Genomic DNA, 22222 nt, shown 5'->3' on the forward strand with positions numbered 1-22222 from the left:
CATATTCGTATTCAGATGTCACGATTAGCCTCATCCCTGAGGCCAATCTCTTTATATCTCAGAAAAATTTAATCATAAAACTGACTGATACTCTCTTTTTCTTGGCCGGATACGATGACGTTTAACAGTCGTTCATAATATATAGCCATCCTATCAATGACTGCTTCTGTATACAGTTCCGGATTGTAATGGAGTTCACACTTGATATTTTGTGGCATGTATAAGAAATTCATCCCAAGTGATTCAAAAGGAATTATTTCGGTATCTATCACTTCCACCTCAAGATTTGGCAATGATAATTTTTCATCTTTAGACATGTCGATAAAATCATAGAAATTTTGTGCATCCAAATAGTTAAACAGAACGTTAAATATACCCTCCCTCGCTTTTTCTCCCATCACGTCAATCACAACAGACATGTGGATATTAGCATTCTCTATGGCGCGATGAATAGACTGACTAACCTGCTTAATGATTTCTTGTAGGCTCATTTCCTGATTAATATTGGATTTTACTATCAAGTCACCCAAGAATAACCCTATTGTTTGATGGCTTTCGATGCGAGTTCGGTCAGCTTTTGGTGAGGTAACAATAAGTTGTGATTCACCGGAGTACATAAAAAGACAAGTGTGGAACAAAGCCATAAATAACATATAAGGTGTGATTTTGTGAGTTTCACAATATTGTAAAACAGCTTTATCCAGCGAATCAGGTATTTTGATATGATGGGCATGAGACCGATATTTTGAAGCCAGATGTTTTCTGAAAGAAACAGGAAAATCGCTCTCTGGATTAACATCAGCAAATTGTTGTTGCCAGAACTTAATTTGTTTTTTAGCTACTTCAGTCACATGGATTTCTTGTAAGTCATAAACATAACCAGAATATTGCATGGCAACGGGTGGCAATGTGTTTTCTTGCCCCTGTGAATAAGCGGTATATAACTGTTTAAACTCATTCATAATGATATTGACAGACCACCCATCGGAAATAATATGGTGCACATCAATCAATAATACCGTGATTGTTTCCGAAACAGGCAGTAGAAATGTCTTGATTAATGGACCATTATAAACATCAAAAGGTGTTCTTAATTTCTCTTGCCAGAGTTTATTAATTTCAATAATAATTTGGTCTCTCTCGATTCCTCTTGGTAACGCTTCGATAACTTGAAGATTGATTTTCATACTGTTATCAGGCTGCATGAAAATTTGCCCATTTTCTTGATAAAACTTAAAACGTAAACTTTCATGTCGCGCTAAGATGGTATTTAAACTTTTTTCCAACGCACTGTGATCCAATTCTCCTGCCATCAGCAAAGTAATGGGTACGTGGAAACTGTCCTCCAACAACGCTTCTTGCACAAAATACCAATACATTTTCTGACAATAAGAAATCGGCATTTTTCCATCAAATGCATTGTGATCAGATATATTGTGTGTTGTCTTCGATGCAGATATTTCATGCTTATGACTGTGACGAATCACACTTGCAATCTGAACAATAGTTGGATTTGCAAACAGCTCATGCATATTGAAATTATTGGTTAACGTATTTCTTATGGAAGCGGTTATCTTAACTGCCAAGAGTGAATGACCACCGAGTGAGAAGAAATTATCATAAATACCAATTTGATTGATTTTTAGATGTTCTTGCCATAACTGACAGAGTTTTTCCTCGATTTCATCTCTCGGTGCGATATAAGCCTGACGACGTAAATCATTTTCATTCGGAATAGGTAACGCTTTTTTATCCACTTTATTGTTTAAATTCAGTGGAATGCGTTCCAATGGGATATAGAAACTGGGCACCATATAATCCGGCAGTTGTTTTTTCAAGGCGGATTCCAGTAGCTCTGCAAGTTCTCCACTAATAGCAGGAAGTTGCGGATAATTAGCTAAATGCGTTTGGCTGTAATCTGAACGTGCCTGCACTTGAGGTAATTCACCACGGCTGAAAATCACATCCAGTAAATCAAGCTGCTGCTGTGACCATGTAAGTTCACACTGGTAGCCGCACTGTTCCGCATATTGAAGTAAGGATTCGAGGGCCAAAACTTGCTCTGCGGCTTCTGGAGAAAAATCGCCAACATCTTTTGGTAGAAAAATAATCTGATTAGATGGCCAATGGCGTAGACCTTCCGCTAAATCAAAATCATCTTTGATACGGGCATTAGGAATACCAGAGACACCAAATGTATCGAATTTCCCTGTCTCCAACACATGATAAAGATCTTCAATAGAGTTAAAATCGCACCAAGTTAGGGGTAAATTGCAACATAATTCCGCATTTTTATCGCACTTGTGTAATATCACTTCATAACGATAACGCAGCATTTCATTGTCGCCAACACCACGTTTAACCAAAATATCCACTCTTCCAATTTCAGGGTAACGCGTCGGCAATTGTGCAAAATAAGTTGGACTCAATAAAAACTCTTTTTCTTTCTGTAGACGCTGTTGAATACGGTTTGCCAACGTACCCACCGAAATACGTTGCCCATTCAGGCGATTTTTCTCGATGGCTGTTACATGTGCAGTTAACAAATCTAAGTTACGGATGTCTCCTAGCAGAATTTTTCCCCCGGATTTAACCGCGGGTAATAACTGGGTAATGACTTTTTCCAGATATTGAATATTGGGGAAGTATTGAACAACGGAATTAATCACAACGGTATCGAACTGATCAGGCGTGATAGTGCCCAAATTCAGTGCATCTCCCCTTCTTAGCTCCACGTGCGACCAGCCACGCTGTTGCAAAATCTTCTGGTGACGCGCCAATACCTCCGCTGAAATATCCGTGGCTAATACTGATTCGCATCGTCCAGCGTAACGATATAACAATAAGCCCGATCCACAGCCAATTTCCAATAAGCTTCTGGGGTACAGGAATTCAATCCGCTGCATAGTTCCCATCCGCCACTCTTCCATTTGATCTAACACAACTGGCTGTTCGGTATAGCTGTTCATCCAACTATCAAAATCACTATTATTATCGCTCTCATCGGTAGCATCGGTAGCAATATTTTCTGTTATCTCCCGCCGATACTGACCATCAAAGATCTCTGTCCAGCTTTCAATGTAATCGGCATTAAAATCGGCTGCTTTCTCCGCCAACCAATTGGTACTCGGGCAAACATAAGCAATGAGTTTCCTCTCTTCACTGTCATGATCATCAACGATCACGGCAGCATTACTTAAAATCTCCTGCCCCGCCAGTACCGACTCAATTTCACCCAATTCAATGCGATGGCTGCGAATTTTGATCTGCGAATCCCGGCGGCCAATAAACTCCAACTCACCTTCCGGCGTCCAGCGTACTAAATCACCAGTACAGTAAAGTCGGTCTGCCGGGTTGGTACTGAAAGGATCTCGGATAAACTGTTTTTCCGTGATATCCGGTGCATTCCGGTAACCACGCGCCAGTTGAATGCCGCCGATATGCAGTTCCCCGACAGCACCAAGAGGCAGCAGATTACCGTCGGCATTCAGGATTCGCATCACGGTATTCGGCAACGGTTTTCCAATCGTCACTCGCTTATTTGCTGTTAATAAGGCGGAGGTCACAATCGAAGTACACTCTGTTGGGCCATAAACGTTAAACAGCTTTCTGCTCTGCGACCACTGCGCGGCGATATGCGGTGCCACGGCTTCCCCTGCCAACAACAAGGTTGAAACTGTGCGCCATTTGTTGAAATCCAAATGAGGCAACAGCGCTGGCGGGAGTACAGCATGGGTAATGTGGTATTTTTCAACCATCTCATCCAACCATTCAGGCGAGCGGCGATGTGTTTCTGCAATCAAATACAATGTGGCGCCATAGGCCAAGGTCATTGCCATTTCCAACACTGCGGCGTCGAAGCTCCAGGAAGCAAACTGCAACCCGCGAATATCAGCATCCGCACCAAATAACGCGGCTTGTGCTTGCGCCAGATTCACCCACCCCTTGTGCTCCAACATCGCGCCTTTTGGTCGGCCGGTAGAGCCAGAGGTATAAATGACATAGGCCAGATGATTTTCTGTCAGGGGCACCGGACGATGCACGATATTGCCGGTAGGCAGGTTTTGTACATATAAATGTACCGTTTCAGCATCCAGACAGATAACGCGTTGCTGACTGATAGGCAATTTATCAACCAGCGGTGTTTCGGTCAGGATAACTTCAGCCCCGCTGTGCTCCAGCATGTATTGCAGGCGCGCTTGCGGATAACTGGCATCCAAAGGCACATAAGCACCACCCGCTTTGAGGATGCCCAGCAGTGCAATCACTGTTTGCAACGACCGGGGAAGGCAAATTGCAACCAAGGTATCTGGCTGGATACCTTGCTCAATCAGGTAATGCGCCAATTGATTGGCCTGAACATTAACCGCCTGATAATTTAAGGTTTCCTCACCAAAAACCAGCGCGTTTTTTTCAGGATTCAGTGCCACCTGTTCTTCAAACAGTTCATGGAAGCAACGCCCTTGTGGATAATGGTTCTGCGGCCCATTTAATTCATGCAGTAAAATATGCTTTTCAGCTTCTGACAATAATGGGAGTTCATGAATGGAGGGCTCTTTATTGACTGAGTCATCTGTCATTACCTCAACAATGCCAGAAAGCAAGGTTGCGTAATTGGCGATAAATCTTTCAATGGTATTACTATCGAACAGACTGGTATTTGAAATCCATACTATAGATAATTCGTCTGTCTGTTCTTCTTCAAAAACATGGATTTCCAAATCAAACCGAGTTGTTCTGAGTAAATTATCCCCGAGTTCAATAATATCATCCTGTCCCAGTATTGCGTCACGTTGGTTATTCTGTACTGCAAACATGATCTGAAATACCGGATTATAATTTAAGCTTCGTTCCGGGCTGAGCTTTTCCACCAACATCTCAAACGGCAAAGCTTGATGTTCATAAGCATCTAGGATGGTACGGCTGTTCTGTTTTAATAATTCACTGAACGTCGGCTGACCGGATAAATCTGTTCTAATAACCAATGAATTAACAAAAAAACCGATCAGAGGTTCAATATCAGGATGTTGTCTGCCGGCAATAGCTGTTCCAACCAGAATATCTTTTTCATTGCTATAGCGGCTCAGTAATACGGTAAAAGCCGTTTCCAGGAACATAAATAGTGTAACGTTATGTTTGGTGCATAATGCTCTAATTGCTTGGGTAAGATGTGCTGAAATACGCTGTAGATGAAGCCGTCCTTCAATATTTTGTTTTTCCGGACGTGGATTATCCAGCGGCACACGGTGGACGGGTGAAATTCCAGCTAACTGATTCTGCCAGTATGTCAGTTGTTTTTTCAGCACATCACCTTGCAACCAACTCTGTTGCCACTGGGCATAATCGGCATATTGAATTCTCAGCGGCGGTAGCGGATTTGCCTTACCCTGACAATAAGCTTTGTATAACGTGAAAAATTCATGGAGAAATATTGCCATCGACCAGCCATCGAAGGCGATATGATGTATCGTATAAATAATAAGATAATCATCTTCTGCCAATTTTATTAACCGGACGCGCAGCATCAAATCGGTATTCAGGTTGAAAATTAGATTTTCTTCTTCCTTACTAATTTGTTTTACCTGATCGTTTTTCTCAGTTTCAGACAACGCAGATAAATCATGATCTGTAATCGGTAAATCATAATCCGCGGCAATAAATTGCCGCGGTTCATTATTGATGATTTTAAAATGGGTACGCAGGACTTCATGGCGTTCAAGTAATGCCTTAACGGCTGCCTCAAACGCCTCTATGTTAATGGATTCCCGCAGCCTGAAATCCCCCATACAGTTATATTGGCGACTACCTCCATCCAGTTGATCAATAAACCATAGTCGTTGTTGGGCAAATGAAAGCGGATAATGTTCTGCTTTACCATCACGCTGAATATCTTGCAAAAAGTGATGCGTTTGAGTTTGCTCTTCTGCATCAAGCTGGTTCAGAAAATCAATCAACTCCTGTTTATGCTGTTTCCATTCACTGAGCAATTCGGGTGGAATACTGCTGCGGCGAGTCTCGTATTGTAAACGATTATCAGTAACGAACAGAGTAATTCCCTGCTCTAAAGATTCATTGATAATTCGCGCGGCATTTCTCATATATCACCTTTCAATAGTTCTTGCGTTGTTTCTTTCCCAGCCTGGAAATGTTTTCTTTTTTCTTTGATAAGATGAATAGTGACCACCTGTGATAGCTGCTCAAGTGTCGGGTGTTCAAAAACACTTCTCAACGGAACTTCTATTTCTAATTCGTTACGTATTGAACTAATAAGGCGGGTTGCTTGAAGTGAATGTCCACCCAATGTGAAGAAATTGTCATAGATGCCTACTTGGCTGACATTCAATAACCGCTTCCATAACTGACCAATCTTAATTTCTATTTCATTTCTTGGTGCCACATAGTTTTGTCGGCGTAAATCATCTTCATTTGGGATCGGTAACGCTTTTTTATCCACTTTGTTATTTAATGTGAGTGGCATTCGTTCCAGTGGAATATAGAGACTTGGCACCATATATTCTGGCAGTTGCTGTTTCAGTGCGGATTCGAGTAATTCTGACAGTTCCCCACTGATGGCCGAAATTTGCGGATAATTAGCTAAATGGGTTTGATTATAGTCAGCACGTGCTTGTACCGGCGGTAACTCTCCACGACTAAAAATCACATCCAGCAAATCAGGTTGCTGTTGTGACCATGTAATGCCGCATTGATAACCACATTGTTCAGCGTATTGCAATAAGGATTCGAATTCCTGAACCTGTTGTAATGCCTGTGGGGAGAAACTGCCAACATTTGCGGGTGGCGTTATCATCTGATTGGCTGACCAGTGACGCAGCCCTTCTGCCAAAGTGAGGTCATCTTTAATTCTGGCGTTGGGGATACCTGAAACACCCAATATATCCTCGGTGCCCATCTGTAACAAATTACGCAGACTGTCAAAAGAATCGAAATGATGCCAACTTGAAAGCAATTCATTACAAGATTTGGTCTTTTCACCTCTTTTGTGCAATATGACATCGTAACGATAACGCAACATTTCATTGTCGCCGATGCCACGTTTAACCAGAATATCAACCCGACCAATTTCGGGGTAACGCTCCGGTAATTGGGCAAAATAAGTTGGACTGAGTAAAAACTCGGGTTCTTGTTGTAAACGCCGCTGAACACGGTTCGCCAGCGTCCCTACCTGAATACGCTGCCCGTTAAGATGACTTTGCTCTATTGCTGTAGCATGGGCGGTTAATAGATCTAAATTGCGGATATCTCCCAGCAAAATTTTCCCACCCGCTTCCACCGCCAGTATTAACTGTTCAAGTACTTTTTCCAGATATTGAACATTGGGGAAATATTGGATAACCGAGTTAATCACGACAGTATCAAATTCATCAGCGCTCAATGTTCCTAAGTTGAGCGCATCGCCTCTTCTGAGCTGCACATGTGACCAGCCACGTTGTTGCAGAATATGTTGATGCCGATTTAAAACCTCAGCCGAAATATCGGTCGCCACCACTGATTCGCACTGTTCAGCATAGCGATACAACAATAATCCGGTACCACAACCAATTTCCAGTAAGCGATGAGGATGCAGGGCTTTAATCCTGTGCATGATTCCTGTTAACCATTCCTCCATTTGCTCAAGGGCAATCGGCTGTTCAGTATAGCTGTTCATCCAGCCGCCGAAATCACTGTCTGATGCAACTACATCACCTTTCTGAGTGCTCTCTTTTTGAGTACTATTCGTTGTAGGCTTCGTTGTGGTTTGACGGTACTGATCATCAAAAATTTCTGTCCAGTTCTCAACGCTGCTTGCGTTAAATTCAACCGCTTTCTCACCTAACCACTCTGTGCTTGGGCAGACATACGCAATGAGTTTTTTATCTTCATCTTGACCATAAGCGACCACAACAGCACTACTTAAAGCATCATGCCCGGACAAAACTGTCTCGATTTCACCCAACTCTATGCGGTGACTACGGATCTTAACCTGAGAGTCAACACGGCCGATAAATTCCAATTGACCATTCGGTGTCCAACGCACTAAATCGCCCGTTCGATAAAGCCTGTTTTCCCCGCCATCCGTTGAGTGTGGGCTGAATGGATCACGGATAAACTGCCTTGCTGTGATTTCCGGTGCGTTTCGGTAACCACGAGCTAACTGAACACCGCCAATATACAGTTCCCCGATAACGCCCATCGGAGCCAAATTACCTTCTGGATCAAGAATACGCATCACAACGTTAGGCAACGGTTTTCCAATCGTAATCTTCTCGTCAGTGAGTAAAGCAGTGGTGACAATGGATGTACATTCTGTCGGACCATATACGTTAAACAGTTTTCTATTCTGTGACCAACGAACAGCAATCTGTGGTGGCACGGCTTCACCCGCCAAAAGCAAAGTTGAGACAGAACGCCATTTATTAAAATTCAGATGAGGAAGCAGGGCCGGTGGTAGTACCGCATGGGTTATCTGATGTTTTTCAACCACTTCATCCAACAGTTCAGGGGAACGCCGTTGGGTTTCGGAAATCAAATACAATGTTGCGCCATAGGCCAATGTCATCGACATCTCTAAGATCATGGCGTCAAAACTCCAGGAAGCAAACTGCAACCCCCGGCAATGGGAATCAATGCCAAATAAATCTGCTTGCGAGAATGCCAGATTAACCCACCCCCTATGTTCCAGCATCACCCCTTTCGGTTTACCGGTAGAGCCGGAAGTATAAATCACATAAGCCAGATGATTTTCCGTGAGCGGAAGTGGGCGCTCAGTAATATTATCTGTAGACATATGTTGTAGCTGAGACTGTACCGTCTCTGTATCCAAACAAATCACTTTCTGCTGGCTGATTGGCAGTTTTTCAACCAGGTGAGTTTCGGTCAGGATGAATTCGACTTCACTGTGATCCAACATATATTGAAGGCGGGCTTTCGGATAACTGGGGTCTAACGGTACATAAGCGCCACCCGCTTTAAGAATACCCAATAATGCCACAACAGCTTGCAATGACCTTGGTATGCAAAATGCAACCAACGTGCCCGGTATGATCCCCTGTTCGAGCAGATAGTGAGCCAATTGGTTCGCTTGTTCATTTAATGATTGATAGCTCAGGGAGTCATCGCCCAAAATCAGTGCATTTTTTTCAGGGTGTTGTGATACCTGCTCTTCGAAGAGTTCATGGAAACATTTCCCGGTCGGATAAGGAATTTGTGGCCCACTCCATTCATGCAGTAAGGTATTCCGTTCAGCATCCGCCAATAATGGAAGGTCATGAACGGACGGCTCGCTGATACCCGCATGATGCTTCATCACATCAACAATATTAGTCAGCAAAATTTCGTAATTGGCGATTAATCTGTTAATGGTCGCATTTCTGAACAGGCTGGTGTCAGAGATCCATCCAATGGATAACTCACCTTCGTCTTCTTCATAGATATGAACTTCCAAATCAAATCGGGTGGTCAGCAGAGAACGTTCTTTAGATGTCACGATGCTATCCTGCTCCAGCGTTGTATCCCGTTGATTATTCTGTACTGCAAACATGATCTGGAAAATAGGATTATAATTTAAATTCCGTTCTGGGCTGATTTTCTCCACCAACATCTCAAAAGGCAGGTCTTGATGTGCATAAGCATCCAGGATCGTACGACTATTTTGTTTTAATAGTTCACTGAATGTCGGCTGACCGGATAAATCCGTTCTGATCACCAGTGAATTGACGAAAAATCCAATCAAAGGCTCAGTGTCACGGTGTCTTCGTCCGGCAAGCGGCATGCCAACCAGAATATCCTTTTCACTACTGTAACGACTCAACAACACAGCAAAAGCCGTTTCCAGAAACATAAATAACGTCACTTCATGTTTGGCGCACAGTGCTCGTATTTCTTGGGTCAACGCTTTTGAAATACGTTGTGGATGAACATTCCCTTCAAAATTTTGTTTTTCTGGTCGAGGATTATCCAATGGAAAACGGTGAAGAGGAGAAATAGCTGATAATTGGTTTTGCCAGTAATCCAGTTGTTTTTCCAGAATATCCCCTTGCAGCCAATCCCGTTGCCATTGTGAATAATCAGTATATTGAACGGGTAATGGTGGCAGAGGATTACCCTCGCCTTGGCAATAAGCACGATATAATGTCAGCAGCTCACTGATAAAGATTGCCAGCGACCAGCCATCACAAGCGATATGATGAATCGTATAGAGAATGAAATAATCATCATCTGCTAATTTTAGCAACCGAATACGCAGCATCAGGTCAGTGCTGAGATTAACAGCTTGTTTCCACTCTTGCTCACCGAGTTGTTTAACCTGTTGTTGCTGCTCAAATTCTGCAAGTGTGGACAGATCATGTATGGTAATCGGCAAATCATAAGCAGTCGCGATAACCTGCCGGGGCTCATTATCAATAATTTTGAAATAAGTACGCAGCGATTCATGACGTTCAAGTAATGTTGCTATAGCCGCCTCAAAAGCGTTGAGATTGAGCGACTCTCTCAACCTGAAATCACCTGTGCAGTTATATTGCGGACTGCCTTCGGTGAGTTGATCGATTAACCACAAACGCTGTTGAGCAAATGAAAGTGGGTAATGTTCCGCACGATCATAACGCGGAATACCTTGCAGTCGGTGAGTGTCCGAATCCTCTTCTGAATCGATTTGCTTCAGGAAATCAATCAATTCTTGTTTATATTGTTTCCATTCATTAAGCAGTTCCGGAGGAATGCTGTCTCGGCTGGTTTTATATTTCAGTTTGTTATCAATAACAAACAGAGTAATTCCTTGATTTAAAGCTTCATTGATAATTTGTGCCGCATTTTTCATATATCACCTTCCAATAGTTTCTGTGTTGTCTCTTGTCCAGCCTGGAAATGCTTTCTTTTTTCTTTAACCTGATGAATCGTGGCAATTCGTGCTAATCGCTCCAGTGTTGGATGCTCAAAGACACTGCTCAACGGTATTTCAATGTTTAGATCATTGCGTATTAAGCTGATAAGGCGGGTTGCCTGAAGAGAGTGACCACCCAGCACAAAAAAGTTGTCATAAATGCCGACTTGACTAACGCCCAACACTTCTTGCCATAACTGACTGATTTTTCTCTCTACTTCATTTCTTGGCGCGACATAACCTTGTTGGCGGAAATCATTTTCATTTGGAATAGGCAACGCTTTTTTGTCCACTTTGTTATTTAACGTGAGTGGCATTCGCTCTAGCGGAATATAAAGGCTTGGCACCATGTATTCTGGTAATTGTTTTTTCAGTGCTGATTCAAGTAGCTCAGAAAGTTCAGCTTTAATATCGGAGGATTGAGAAACGTTGTCGGTATTAAATTTTAGCCCTTTTTTATCCAGCCAATCTTTGGTTGGACAAACATAGGCAATCAATCTTTTATCGTTCCCATAAGTCATAACCGCAGCACTGCTTAAAGCATCATGCCCGACCAGTACAGTTTCGATTTCTCCCAACTCAATCCTGAATCCTCTAATCTTGACTTGAGAGTCAATCCGGTCAATAAATTCCACACTACCATCAGGCAACCAACGGGCTAAATCTCCCGTTCGGTATAAACGTTGGGATTGGGATTTGCCCGTCAAATCAGTCATAAATTTCGTTGCGTTTGTTTCAGGAGAATTCAAATACCCGCGTGCCAGTTGGATGCCGCCAATACATAATTCCCCGGCAACACCAATAGGAACTAAATTGCCTGATGGATCAAGAATACGGATAACGGTATTAGGCAATGGTTTCCCAATCGTAATTTTGTCATCCGTTAATAAGCCCGAAGTCACAATAGCAGTACACTCTGTCGGGCCATAGACGTTGAACAGTTTTCTGCCCTGTGACCAATGAACGGCGATCTGTGGCGGTACCGCTTCCCCCGCTAAAAGTAAGGTTGAAACGGAACGCCATTTGTTAAAGTCTAGGTAAGGCAGCAAAGCGGGTGGTAATACAGCATGGGTAATCTGGTGTTTATCAACTAACTCATCCAAATATTCAGGGCTATGCTGTTGAGTTTCTGAAATTAAATAAAGTGCGGCTCCATACGCCAGTGTCATCGATATTTCTAAGATCATGGCATCAAAGCTCCAGGAAGCGAACTGCAATCCCCGGCTATATGAATCAACACCAAATAAACCCGCCTGCGAAAGTGCCAGATTTACCCACCCCTTATGTTCCAACATAACTCCTTTCGGTTTACCCGTAGAACCAGAGGTATAAATAACGTAAGCCAGATTATTTTCCGTTAGTGGGAATGGGCGTTCAGCGATATTGTCCGCAGGCATGTGCTGCAATTGTGATTGTATTGTCTCAGTATCCAAACAGATGACTTTCTGTTGGCTGATTGGGAGTTTTTCTATCAGATTTGTTTCGGTCAGAATGAACTCAGCTTCGCTGTGTTCTAACATATATTGAAGACGGGATTTCGGATAGCTGGGATCTAACGGCAAATAAGCTCCGCCGGCTTTAATAATCCCCAGTAGCGCGACTACAGCGCGTATTGAACGAGGAATACAGAGCGCGACCAATGTTTCTGGTTTGATCTTTTGTTCTATCAAGTAGTGAGCAAGTTGGTTAGCTTGTTTATTTAGTTCCTGATAACTTAATGAATTGCCGTCAAAAATAACGGCTATTTTTTCAGGATACCGCGCAGCTTGTTGCTCAAATAGTTCATGAAAACAGCCGCCATGCTGGATATGATCCTGCGGGCCATTCCATTCATGTAATAAAGTCTGTATTTCAGCTTCTGCTAACAGAGGAATATCATGGACAGAGGGTTCCTTGTATATCAGATCGGAACCAATGCATGGCTTCATGACACTAACAATATTAGCAAGCAAGGTTTCATAATTGGCGAGTAATCTTTCAATAGTCATATTGTTGAACAAGCTGCTGTCATAAACCCATAACAGGGATAATCCCCCCTCCTCTTCTTCATAAATATGAATTTCCAAATCAAATCGGACTTTCAAAAGCAGACGTTCTTCAAACTCAATATTATTATCCTGCGCCAGTACCGTATCACACTGAGTATTCTCCAGAGTAAAAGCGATTTGGAATATCGGGTTATAATTTAAGTTTCGTCCCGGACTCATTTGTTCTACCAGCATTTGAAATGGCAGATCTTGATGTGCATAAGCATCCAGAATAGTGCGACTGTTCTGCTTTAATAATTCACTGAAAGTGGGCTGGCCGGATAAATCCGTTCTGATCACCAGAGAGTTAACAAAAAAGCCAATCAGAGGCTCAATATCATGGTGCCTTCTCCCTGCAAGTGGTGTTCCGACCAGAATATCTTTTTCATTACTGTAACGACTCAACAATACGGCAAAGGCTGTCTCCAGAAACATGAATAATGTGACTTCATGTTGGTGACATAATACTCTTATTTCTTGTGTCAAATCCTTTGAAATACGTTGTTCATTAAGCCGCCCCTCAAAACTCTGTTTCTCTGGTCGTGGGTTATCCAGTGGAAAACGGTGAAGTGGAGAAATACCTGATAACTGGGTTTGCCAATAATCCAGTTGTTTTTCCAGAATATCGCCTTGCAGCCAATTTCGTTGCCATTGAGCATAATCGGTATATTGGATTTTAAGTGGCGGTAATGGGGCTATTTCTCCTTTACTATACGCGCGATATAAGGTGATAAGTTCATTGACAAAGATCTCTATTGACCAGCTATCACAGGCAATATGGTGAATGGTATAGATAATCACATAATCATTTTCAGCTAGCTTTATCAAGCGAATACGCAACATCAAATCAGTACTGAGGTTAAAAACCAAGTTATCTTCTTCTTTACTGAATCTTTTGATTTGAGATTCTTGCTCAGTTTCAGAGAATGCGGTCAAATCATGTCGTGTAATGGGTAAATCATAGCAATGTGTTATGACTTGCCGTGGCTCATTATCAATAACTTTAATATGGGTACGTAACGCCTCATGACGCTCAAGCAATGTTTTTACCGCAGCCTTAAAAGCGTTGAAATTCAGTTGTTCCCGTAATCTCAAATATCCGGGACAATTATATTGAGGACTACCTTCGGTAAGTTGGTCGATAAACCACAGGCGTTGTTGAGCAAATGAGAGTGGATAATGTTCTGCATTGCCATCACGTTGGATATTCTGTAATTGATATGTTTGAATTTCTTCTTCTGCATCGATCTGGCTCAGGAAGTCGATCAACTCTTGTTTATAATTTTTCCATTCATTGAATAATTCCGCAGGGATACTATCACGGCCAGTTTCGTATTGTAATCGGTTATCAGCAACAAACAGAGTAATTCCTTGATTTAAAGCCTCATTCACAATTTGCGCTGCATTCTTCATATATCTCCTTGAAAATATAATATCAAATTATTTACACGCGTGATTATTTATCATGTCCATAATTGTAAAATAATAAATTTCCAATCATGTTAGCATATGGGCATCGAAAATCATTAGTGACGTTGTTTGATCTTGTTATCAAAATAGCGAAAAAAATAAATCATTTTTCATAATTATAACCACACCCTATTTTATTATTATCTGTTATTCCTATAGGAAATGAATTCAAAAATATTTTCACTTTTTCGCGCAACTGCCACATATACTGGCAGCAATGATTTCGTGTCACCGTTTCATACAGAGATTGCACAGGCGTTCAAATTTATTCAGCTAAGGATAATAAACATATAAAATAATAGGTTAATAGGATGACGGGCCAGACAATCATTGACCAGTCGGATTTTATGAATACTGTAATTATCCAAAATTAACGTTAGAGTTTCAGTGTGACAATATTTACCCAAGATATTGATAAATACTTAAATATTCATTACCATTATTTATACAACCTCTTTATTCATATTTTACCGCCAGTATATATACCCTACGGATTTCAAGATGCATCGCGACGGCAAGGGAGCGAATCCCCGGGAGCATAGCGAACTATGTGACCGGGGTGAGTGAGTGCAGCCAATAAAGAGGCAACTTGAAATCTATAAGGTATATTGCTTCTGCTTATTCCGCTTTTGAGATATTTCTACCATGTCACATTTTCAGCATGAAGGAAAGTTATTGTCTCAACTTGTTCAAGTAAATCATGGGATAATTGTATATAAATCTTTTCCTCAGATTCAGATACATTGTAAAGGTAGAGGTCTTTCCAACCATATTGACAGTTAAACACCTGACATGGCGGAAAGGACTTAATTGCCGCCCCAAAATACTCCTCAACCCATTCACGCGTCATTGGATTAACCAAAGGGGATGGCAATTGATTTGGATAAACATAACCGGTCCGTTCTTCATCGATCAATGTCAGAGTAACATGTGTTAATTTCTTACTGTTCCGGTCAAAAGCCAAAAATACTCCCTCCTTCTGCATATCTAACGACACATAATCGTCACCAGAATCTCCCCTAGGTTTACTCTTATAAGGAATTAGACCTTCATCAAAAATTTCCTGATAGGTTTTACCCAAACTATTAATTAATGCATTAACATTGATCGCCATTATTTATATAACCTCTGTTTCATATCTGACCTCTAGCATATAAACATGGATAACGATTTATTAGCCGCTATCCAATAAAGATAGAAAACTGAAAAAAATATCCCAGAAAACGTCTATACAACTTGCTCAAATGCTAATACATCTACTCGCAAATCAGTTAAATATGAAAAATGAATATTTGTATTAGGGTATTGTTCGCTTAGTTTAAGTATATAAGCATCAAACCCACCCATAAGCCCTATTACCGGAACTTTTTTTGGACCACCGCTGGAATCAGGTTCCCCCATGAGTGTTCTAACGGTTGTTTTATCCATTGAGTTTAAAAATGGAGGAGGCATATCGCCATTATATGAATCATTATTATCATAAACATTGATTAATACAAACTCCACTGAATGCGGCCTCCTTGAAACATTGTGAAAAGTTAGCCTCAGACCGGGTTCTGGTTTACAAAAAAATTCATCGTCTCCTTCAAAGAAATATTCAAACTTATTAGCTGGAATAATCTCTTTTTCAATTAGTTGCTCCGCTGTTTGTCCCAAGTTATCAATTAACTCTTTAATGTTGATTACCATTATTTTCATAACCCCTGTTCTTGATTGAGCTAAGGCTATATTCCCCGCTCAAAAACCAACCCTCTAACACGCAAATCAGTTAAATATAATCGCGGAAATCCTTTTCCTAATTTACCGAATCCCTTTTATTTTTTGAAGCCAGGTTTGCCGTTTTTAGCTCGCCATTCTTTTATAACTTTAAGCACACCTCCAGGACTATCTTCAACTCCATTTTCTGGGTAAAAAATTAGTCCATTTCGTCTGGGGTGCTCGGTAATTATCTCAATATGTTTTACTAAACTGTGATATTCGTTCTCAGTTTTACATTCACCATCGAAGATTTTATTCAGCAGAACTAAAAATTCAGCTTCTGTATAATCTTCCAACTTATTTTTCAGTTCCATTCTACTTTACCTCTTTATTTAAATGAGTTGGCTATTAAAACGGTTTCCCTCTTATTATTGACTACCAACGTACTTCTGAGGTGGGTAAGAATGTCACTGATATAACTTGCTCCAATAGATCATAATCAAACTTCATACTAGTCGGAATACGAAAATCCAGCAATGTATATAACTCAGTCCAGCCAATGTCTTTTTTGAGCCTTTTTCTCGGTGGAAGAAATTTTTCTGGTTTGCCAAATTGTTCATGAACCCACTGTCGGCACATCAATGGAATTAATGGTGAAGGCAGCTCATTAGTAAACTGGTATAAAGAATTCTTCTCGTCAAACAAAGTTAATGTAATTTCTTTTAATCGCTTTCCTTCCCGATGGAAAGACAGAAAGACGCCTTCTTTAACCATATCCAAGCACACTACACTATCACCGGCAAAACCACTTGGTTTCGTTTTATAAGGGATTAACCCTTCATCAAAAATTTCTTGATAGGTTTTCCCCAAACTATTAATTAATTCTTCAACATTGATCGTCACTATTTATATAACCTCTTTATTTATATCTGACCTATAGCATATAAACATGGATAATGGTTTATTAACTGCTATAAAATGAAAGTAGAAAAATATTCCAGAAAGCGTTTATACAATATGCTCAAAGATTAATGCATGTACCCGTAAATCAGCCAAATAGAGAAAACGAATTTCTGTATTAGGATATTGCTCACTCAACTTATGTGTATAAGAATCATATCCACCGACCATGCCAATGACAGGGATCTTTTCTGGGCCACCAGCAGAATCTGGTTCCCCCATAAGTGCTCTAACAATTGTTCTATCCATTGAATGTAAAAATGGATAAGGCAATTCTCCATTATATTCTCCACTACCCTCATAAGCGTTAATAAGTGTAATTTGTACAGATTCTAATATACTTGAATCAGCGTGAAACACTAATGTAAGGCCAACGTCAGGTCCACAATTGAACGTATCAGCATTCTCAAACAGAAACTCAAACTTTTCGGCTGGAATAAATTGTTTTTCAACTAATAGATCGGCTGTCTGTCCCAAACTTTTTATGATTGCAATAACATCCACCATTATTTGTACAACTCCTGTTCTTGATTAAACCAATCCATCTGCTATTTCGTTTTTTCAAATTACTCACAAATGAATTGGCTTTCAATAATAACCACCCATCTATTACTAACTACCAACGTACTTCTGATGTAAGCAAGAACATTACAGATTCAACACGCTCAAACAGGTCATAATCAACCTGCATACTAGTCGGCATCCGAAAATCCAATAACGTATATAGCTCTGTCCATCCAACATCCTTCTTGAGAATTCTTCGCGGAGGAAGAGCCTTTTCTGGTTTACCTAATTGTTCGTGCAGCCATTGCCTGAACATCAATGTCTTCAAAGAAGAAGGCAACTCATTAGGAAATTGGTAGGAGGATTTCTTCTGATCAAGCAAAAGAAGCTCTATAGCAAACAGAATTTTGCCATCCCTCTTAAAGGCCAAATACATACCCTCTTTAATCATATCCAAAGTGATATCAGGATCTCCTGGGTATCCTGTTGGCTTAGTCTTATAAGGGATTAACCCCTCATCAAAAATTTCCTGATAGGTTTTCCCCAAACTATTAATTAATGCATTAACATTGATCGCCATTATTTATATAACCTCTGTTTCATATCTGACCTCTAGCATATAAACATGGATAACGATTTATTAACCGCTATCAAATAAAAGTAAAAAAACACTCCAGAATACGTTTATTCAAAACGTTCAAATATTAAAGCATGTACCCTTAGATCAGCTAAATAGAGAAGACGAATTTCCGTATTAGGATATTGCTCATTCAGCTTATGTGTATAAGAATCATATCCACCAACCATGCCAATGACAGGGATTTTTTCTGGGCCACCAGCAGAATCTGGTTCCCCCATAAGGGCTCTAACAATTGTTCTATCCATTGAATGTAAAAATGGATAAGGTATTTCTCCGTTATATGCACCGTTATTGTCATAGATATTAATCAATGTTAACTGTATCGATTTTAGCCGCTTTGAAACATCATCAAAAACAAGTCTCATACCTGATTCAGGTTTATAAAAAAACTCATCATCTCCTTCAAAGAAATATTCAAATTTATTAGCTGGAATAATCTCCTTTTCAATTAGTTGCTCCGCTGTTTGTCCCAAGTTATCAATTAACTCTTTAATGTTGATTACCATTATTTTCATAACCCCTGTTCTTGATTGAGCTAAGGCTATATTCCCCACTCAAAAACCAACCCTCTAACACGCAAATCAGTTAAATATAATCGCGGAAATCCTTTTCATCACTTACTCAATCTCTATTTTTTAAAGCCAGGTTTGCCGTTTTTGGTTCTCCATTCCTTTATCACTTCAAGCACACCTTCAGGACTATCTTCAATGCCATCTTCTGGATAGAAGATTAAATCACCGCCAGAGGGGTGTTCTGAAATTCTTTCAAATTCATCTATAGCTTCTGATTCTTCCTCCTCTGTTCGAAAATTTCCATTAAATATTTTCTTTATCAAGGATAAAAATTCATTTTCAGTAATATTCATTACATTATTTTCCATAGTTTATTCACCTCCAACTATGTAGTTCACCATGTCTCTTTGGCGTAACAACACTAATGTTGTCAACATTATAAACATCTCCACCTTTAGAAATAGGCTTTTTATGATGTAACTCGTATTTTTTCTTTTTTCCTTTCCATTCGTCTTTCCTTGGAGCTGGAGCTTTTCCTTTTTTCATATTTCCCATATTCGCAGTTTTAAATTGCTTAGAAAACTCAGGGTCATTAGCAACTTCTTTCCAAAACGCATTCCTGAAATTATCAAAGTTATTAAACTTCCTCCCACGCAACTTATCTGCTATCTGACTGGGAATTGGTGCTCCCATACCTTGCCCTGCGCGACTTAACCAGTTTCCTTCGATTTTTTGTCCCCGACCAGTTACCACTCCCGGTTGATTCCGAGGAGTATTAAACATCACATAGATCGGCTCTATGCCTGAATCGGCTGGGAATACCAGAATATAATCACGGAAATCCTTTTCCTACGTTACGGGCAGCGATTTAATATCGCTATCCACTTTACCAAAGACAAATAATTAGAAATCACACTTCACTCAAATTTTTTTAAAAGTTATATTACTCACCTTCTGATCTGTAGAATACGCAAAAATTATTCGTGTATTTGGGTACTGATCGCTCATTCGGTCAATATAAGTATCCCATCCTCCAACCATTCCAATAACTGGCAATTTAACAGCGCCCTTTGTCTCTGATGGCTCTCCTAGCACAGATTTAACCTTTGTCTTATCCATTTCAGACAAAAATGGGGGCGGCATTTCACCTCTATAAATCTTCATCCTTGGCCCAGATTTAATTAGAGTAATACCGACTGAGATTAACAACCTTGATTTATCTTCAAAAACTAACGTTAATCCATCCTCTGGTATACAGAGAAATTCATCGTCTCCTTCAAACAAATATTCAAACTTTCCTGTCGGGATAAGTTGTTTTTCAATTAATAGATCTGCTGTTTTCCCTAGACTATGAATTATTTCAACAATATCTCTCATTACCTGTACCATCCTTTCTCTTGATTAAATTTATGTAAGTCTTTCCGGGCATTATTCAATTGACTATCAGTATAACCTTCTTCTTTCAGACCTGGAGTCATAGCATCAAAGTTACTATCAACTGCTGCTTTCAAATCGGATGCATCCTGAATCCTTTTCGTTGGTGTATTTCGCCCGCCATAAGTTTCACTATATTTTTGATGAACCCAGCGAGAAACAGCAATACAAACGCTATTCTCTAAGATATTTTTGAGCACACCAGAATCTAATTCTCCGTACCTTTCAATCAAATAAATTTTCAATGCCGCCTTAGAAGGAATATGATCAATATCCAACCCATCATTACGGCTACGTCCAGCCAGATCCTGATATTCTCCCACTTCCAACGGTTTCACCGGCGGTTTACTCAAATACACATACACCGGCGGCATATTAGGAACAGGGAGGATCAGAATATAATCACGAAAATCCTTCTCTTCCGGCATAGGTAACGATTCAATATCGCTGCCCACTTTCTCCGGGATCGGCAACACGGTTATTTGCGACGGAATAAACGGTTGTTCTTCATTCCCGGTATGGGCTGGAACCTTGAATTCCTGTTCATTCGGCGTCCATAAAATTATCGGCCGGTATTCTCCCGGTTCCCAGAACTCGTAATTACCGGTAGTCCGATTCAGCGTCATCATGCGAACCGGCACTTTATCCAAGCCGCCTTCCGGGCTGACGTGATATCCCTGAACCGTCATCCTGCCGCTTTTTTCATCTCTGATCCAGCGAAAACGTACACGAGTTGGTGCTTTACCGTACTGTTCCGCTATCTGTCTCAGGCGATACGGATCTAAGTAATCCTCCTCACCCTCATTCAGCTTCGGTGAATAAAACAGCCCCATTAACCCAACTGTCACCGGATTCGGTACCGCCAGCCAACGTCCTGCACTGATGGCACCGCCGCCAATGTAACGCATCACCAGCGTTTCCCCTTCCGCTACCGCGCTGCGGGCAGTGGCGGCCACAGCGGTAGCGGCGGCTTCGGCTTTATCTTCACCACTACGGAACCACCGTTTATACCACGGTAATTTTTTATCCTGCGGTTTATCCGGTTCAGGCGGCTGTTTCTCACCTTGCAGAGGCGGTTCTGGTTTTTGCGGCGTCACCGGAGTGGGAGATGACGGAACCTGATATATCGCCATTCTGCCGAAGTTATCCGCCGGTTCGGCTTCGGTTCCGGCATCGGTACAACCTTTACCCCGTAAGCAGGATTTCGCAAACACCGGTATCGGAGGCTCTTTAGTCACAGGAGGTGCGGGCTGAACGTTTCTCGCTTCCTCCACCGGCGACGAGAAATTCTGGGCCGCCATATTAACAGGGGCTGTAGCCCGATTATTGGGCTGCTCCTGCTTCTCATAGCTGTCCATCTCCGAATTGATAAACCTAGCCCGACAAGGGCAAGTACTCACACTGTCCAATGTGCCAGCCAACTTACGTCCCATATCAAACACATCTGATACACCACCGACAATCGTATAACTACCGGGATGTTTGCCACAGGTGACCTTATCTCCTTCACGAGCGGTTGCCCGTCCATTAAATGTCATGGTGTGGTCACCGGTAATAATCTGTCCGCCACAGGTTGTCTTATCACCAACAAGCAAGAAATATCCTATTGCCATCTATTCATCTCTCCATTGATTTACAGTATGGAGAGTGGATCTAATTGAAATTATCGTCATATCATTATCACCATGAGTTAATACACATGATTAATAATTCACCATATTTCACTTAAAAAACATATAGGAATATTCTGAAAATTGCTTATTTTTTTGCCCCAAACAGGTGTAAAACATCATGATTTTAAACAATTTATAAACAATTACATAACATAAGCAGATAATCACCGCCATTGCGATGATCATATATACCCAATGGATTTCAAGATGGATCGCGACGGCAAGGAAGCGAATCCCCGGAAGCATAGAGAACGATGTGACCGGGGTGAGTGAGTGCAGCCAACAAAGAGGCAATTTGAAAGATGACAGGTATAAAGTCGAAAAAATAATGGTTCGGTATGTTTGGAAAGCCGTTAAACTCAGAAAATCAAAACGCTGACCATTAAAGATCAGCGCTTTGTCATTCATCTCAAATCAAATATTGA

At 41.0% G+C, this 22222-nt stretch carries 15 protein-coding genes and 1 pseudogene; 1 reads left to right on the forward strand and 15 read right to left on the reverse strand.

Going from position 1 to position 22222, the window contains the following annotated elements; all coding sequences use genetic code 11:
* Positions 1 to 68: 68 nt before the first annotated feature.
* From AACQ38_RS11430 to AACQ38_RS11500, 15 genes and pseudogenes are all read right to left on the reverse strand, one after another.
* Positions 69 to 6098 (reverse strand): non-ribosomal peptide synthetase, encoded by a 6030-nt coding sequence (locus AACQ38_RS11430; RefSeq protein ID WP_165578161.1) that lies wholly within the window; start codon positions 6096 to 6098, stop codon positions 69 to 71.
* Entirely contained in the window at positions 6095 to 10816 is a 4722-nt protein-coding gene (locus AACQ38_RS11435) for a non-ribosomal peptide synthetase (RefSeq protein ID WP_242685568.1), read from the reverse strand. Before AACQ38_RS11435 ends, AACQ38_RS11430 begins: the two co-directional genes overlap by 4 nt.
* Positions 10813 to 14319: a non-ribosomal peptide synthetase gene (locus AACQ38_RS11440; RefSeq protein WP_165578162.1), complete on the reverse strand. Its 3507-nt coding sequence runs from the start codon at positions 14317 to 14319 to the stop codon at positions 10813 to 10815. Before AACQ38_RS11440 ends, AACQ38_RS11435 begins: the two co-directional genes overlap by 4 nt.
* A gap of 160 nt (positions 14320 to 14479) precedes the next feature.
* Positions 14480 to 14780: pseudogene (locus AACQ38_RS11445) on the reverse strand (hypothetical protein); the annotation flags it as partial.
* Between the two features lie 236 nt (positions 14781 to 15016).
* A complete protein-coding gene (locus AACQ38_RS11450; protein WP_165578163.1) occupies positions 15017 to 15490 on the reverse strand; it encodes a DUF6392 family protein in 474 nt (157 codons plus the stop codon).
* A gap of 113 nt (positions 15491 to 15603) precedes the next feature.
* On the reverse strand, positions 15604 to 16065 hold the full coding sequence (locus tag AACQ38_RS11455) for a DUF6392 family protein (protein ID WP_165578207.1): 462 nt from the start codon (positions 16063 to 16065) through the stop codon (positions 15604 to 15606).
* Positions 16066 to 16190: 125 nt separating this feature from the next.
* Positions 16191 to 16448 (reverse strand): bacteriocin immunity protein, encoded by a 258-nt coding sequence (locus AACQ38_RS11460; protein WP_165578164.1) that lies wholly within the window; start codon positions 16446 to 16448, stop codon positions 16191 to 16193.
* A 61-nt stretch (positions 16449 to 16509) separates the two neighbouring features.
* Entirely contained in the window at positions 16510 to 16977 is a 468-nt protein-coding gene (locus AACQ38_RS11465; RefSeq protein ID WP_165578165.1) for a DUF6392 family protein, read from the reverse strand.
* Between the two features lie 105 nt (positions 16978 to 17082).
* Positions 17083 to 17541: a DUF6392 family protein gene (locus tag AACQ38_RS11470; RefSeq protein WP_165578166.1), complete on the reverse strand. Its 459-nt coding sequence runs from the start codon at positions 17539 to 17541 to the stop codon at positions 17083 to 17085.
* Between the two features lie 109 nt (positions 17542 to 17650).
* A complete protein-coding gene (locus AACQ38_RS11475; protein ID WP_165578167.1) occupies positions 17651 to 18118 on the reverse strand; it encodes a DUF6392 family protein in 468 nt (155 codons plus the stop codon).
* Positions 18119 to 18222: 104 nt separating this feature from the next.
* The gene (locus AACQ38_RS11480) at positions 18223 to 18684 is read right to left on the reverse strand and encodes a DUF6392 family protein (protein ID WP_242685570.1); all 462 of its coding nucleotides are present in this window, start codon (positions 18682 to 18684) and stop codon (positions 18223 to 18225) included.
* Positions 18685 to 18806: 122 nt separating this feature from the next.
* Complete coding sequence (locus tag AACQ38_RS11485) at positions 18807 to 19058, reverse strand: bacteriocin immunity protein (RefSeq protein WP_165578168.1); 252 nt, start codon at positions 19056 to 19058, stop codon at positions 18807 to 18809.
* Positions 19059 to 19065: 7 nt separating this feature from the next.
* Positions 19066 to 19473, reverse strand: a complete 408-nt coding sequence (locus AACQ38_RS11490) for an HNH endonuclease signature motif containing protein (protein WP_242685571.1) — start codon at positions 19471 to 19473, stop codon at positions 19066 to 19068.
* 138 nt (positions 19474 to 19611) lie between these two features.
* The gene (locus AACQ38_RS11495) at positions 19612 to 20067 is read right to left on the reverse strand and encodes a DUF6392 family protein (protein ID WP_165578169.1); all 456 of its coding nucleotides are present in this window, start codon (positions 20065 to 20067) and stop codon (positions 19612 to 19614) included.
* Positions 20067 to 21737 (reverse strand): S-type pyocin domain-containing protein, encoded by a 1671-nt coding sequence (locus AACQ38_RS11500; RefSeq protein WP_165578170.1) that lies wholly within the window; start codon positions 21735 to 21737, stop codon positions 20067 to 20069. The genes AACQ38_RS11495 and AACQ38_RS11500 overlap by 1 nt, the downstream gene beginning before the upstream one ends.
* A 238-nt stretch (positions 21738 to 21975) precedes the next feature.
* Between AACQ38_RS11500 and AACQ38_RS11505 the strand changes: the two genes are divergently transcribed.
* Positions 21976 to 22176, forward strand: coding sequence for a hypothetical protein (locus AACQ38_RS11505; protein ID WP_165578171.1), 201 nt, complete (start codon positions 21976 to 21978; stop codon positions 22174 to 22176).
* Positions 22177 to 22222 lie beyond the last annotated feature (46 nt).

It is taken from the genome of Photorhabdus sp. RW14-46 (genome assembly GCF_963887965.1).
Classification (GTDB): domain Bacteria; phylum Pseudomonadota; class Gammaproteobacteria; order Enterobacterales; family Enterobacteriaceae; genus Photorhabdus; species Photorhabdus laumondii.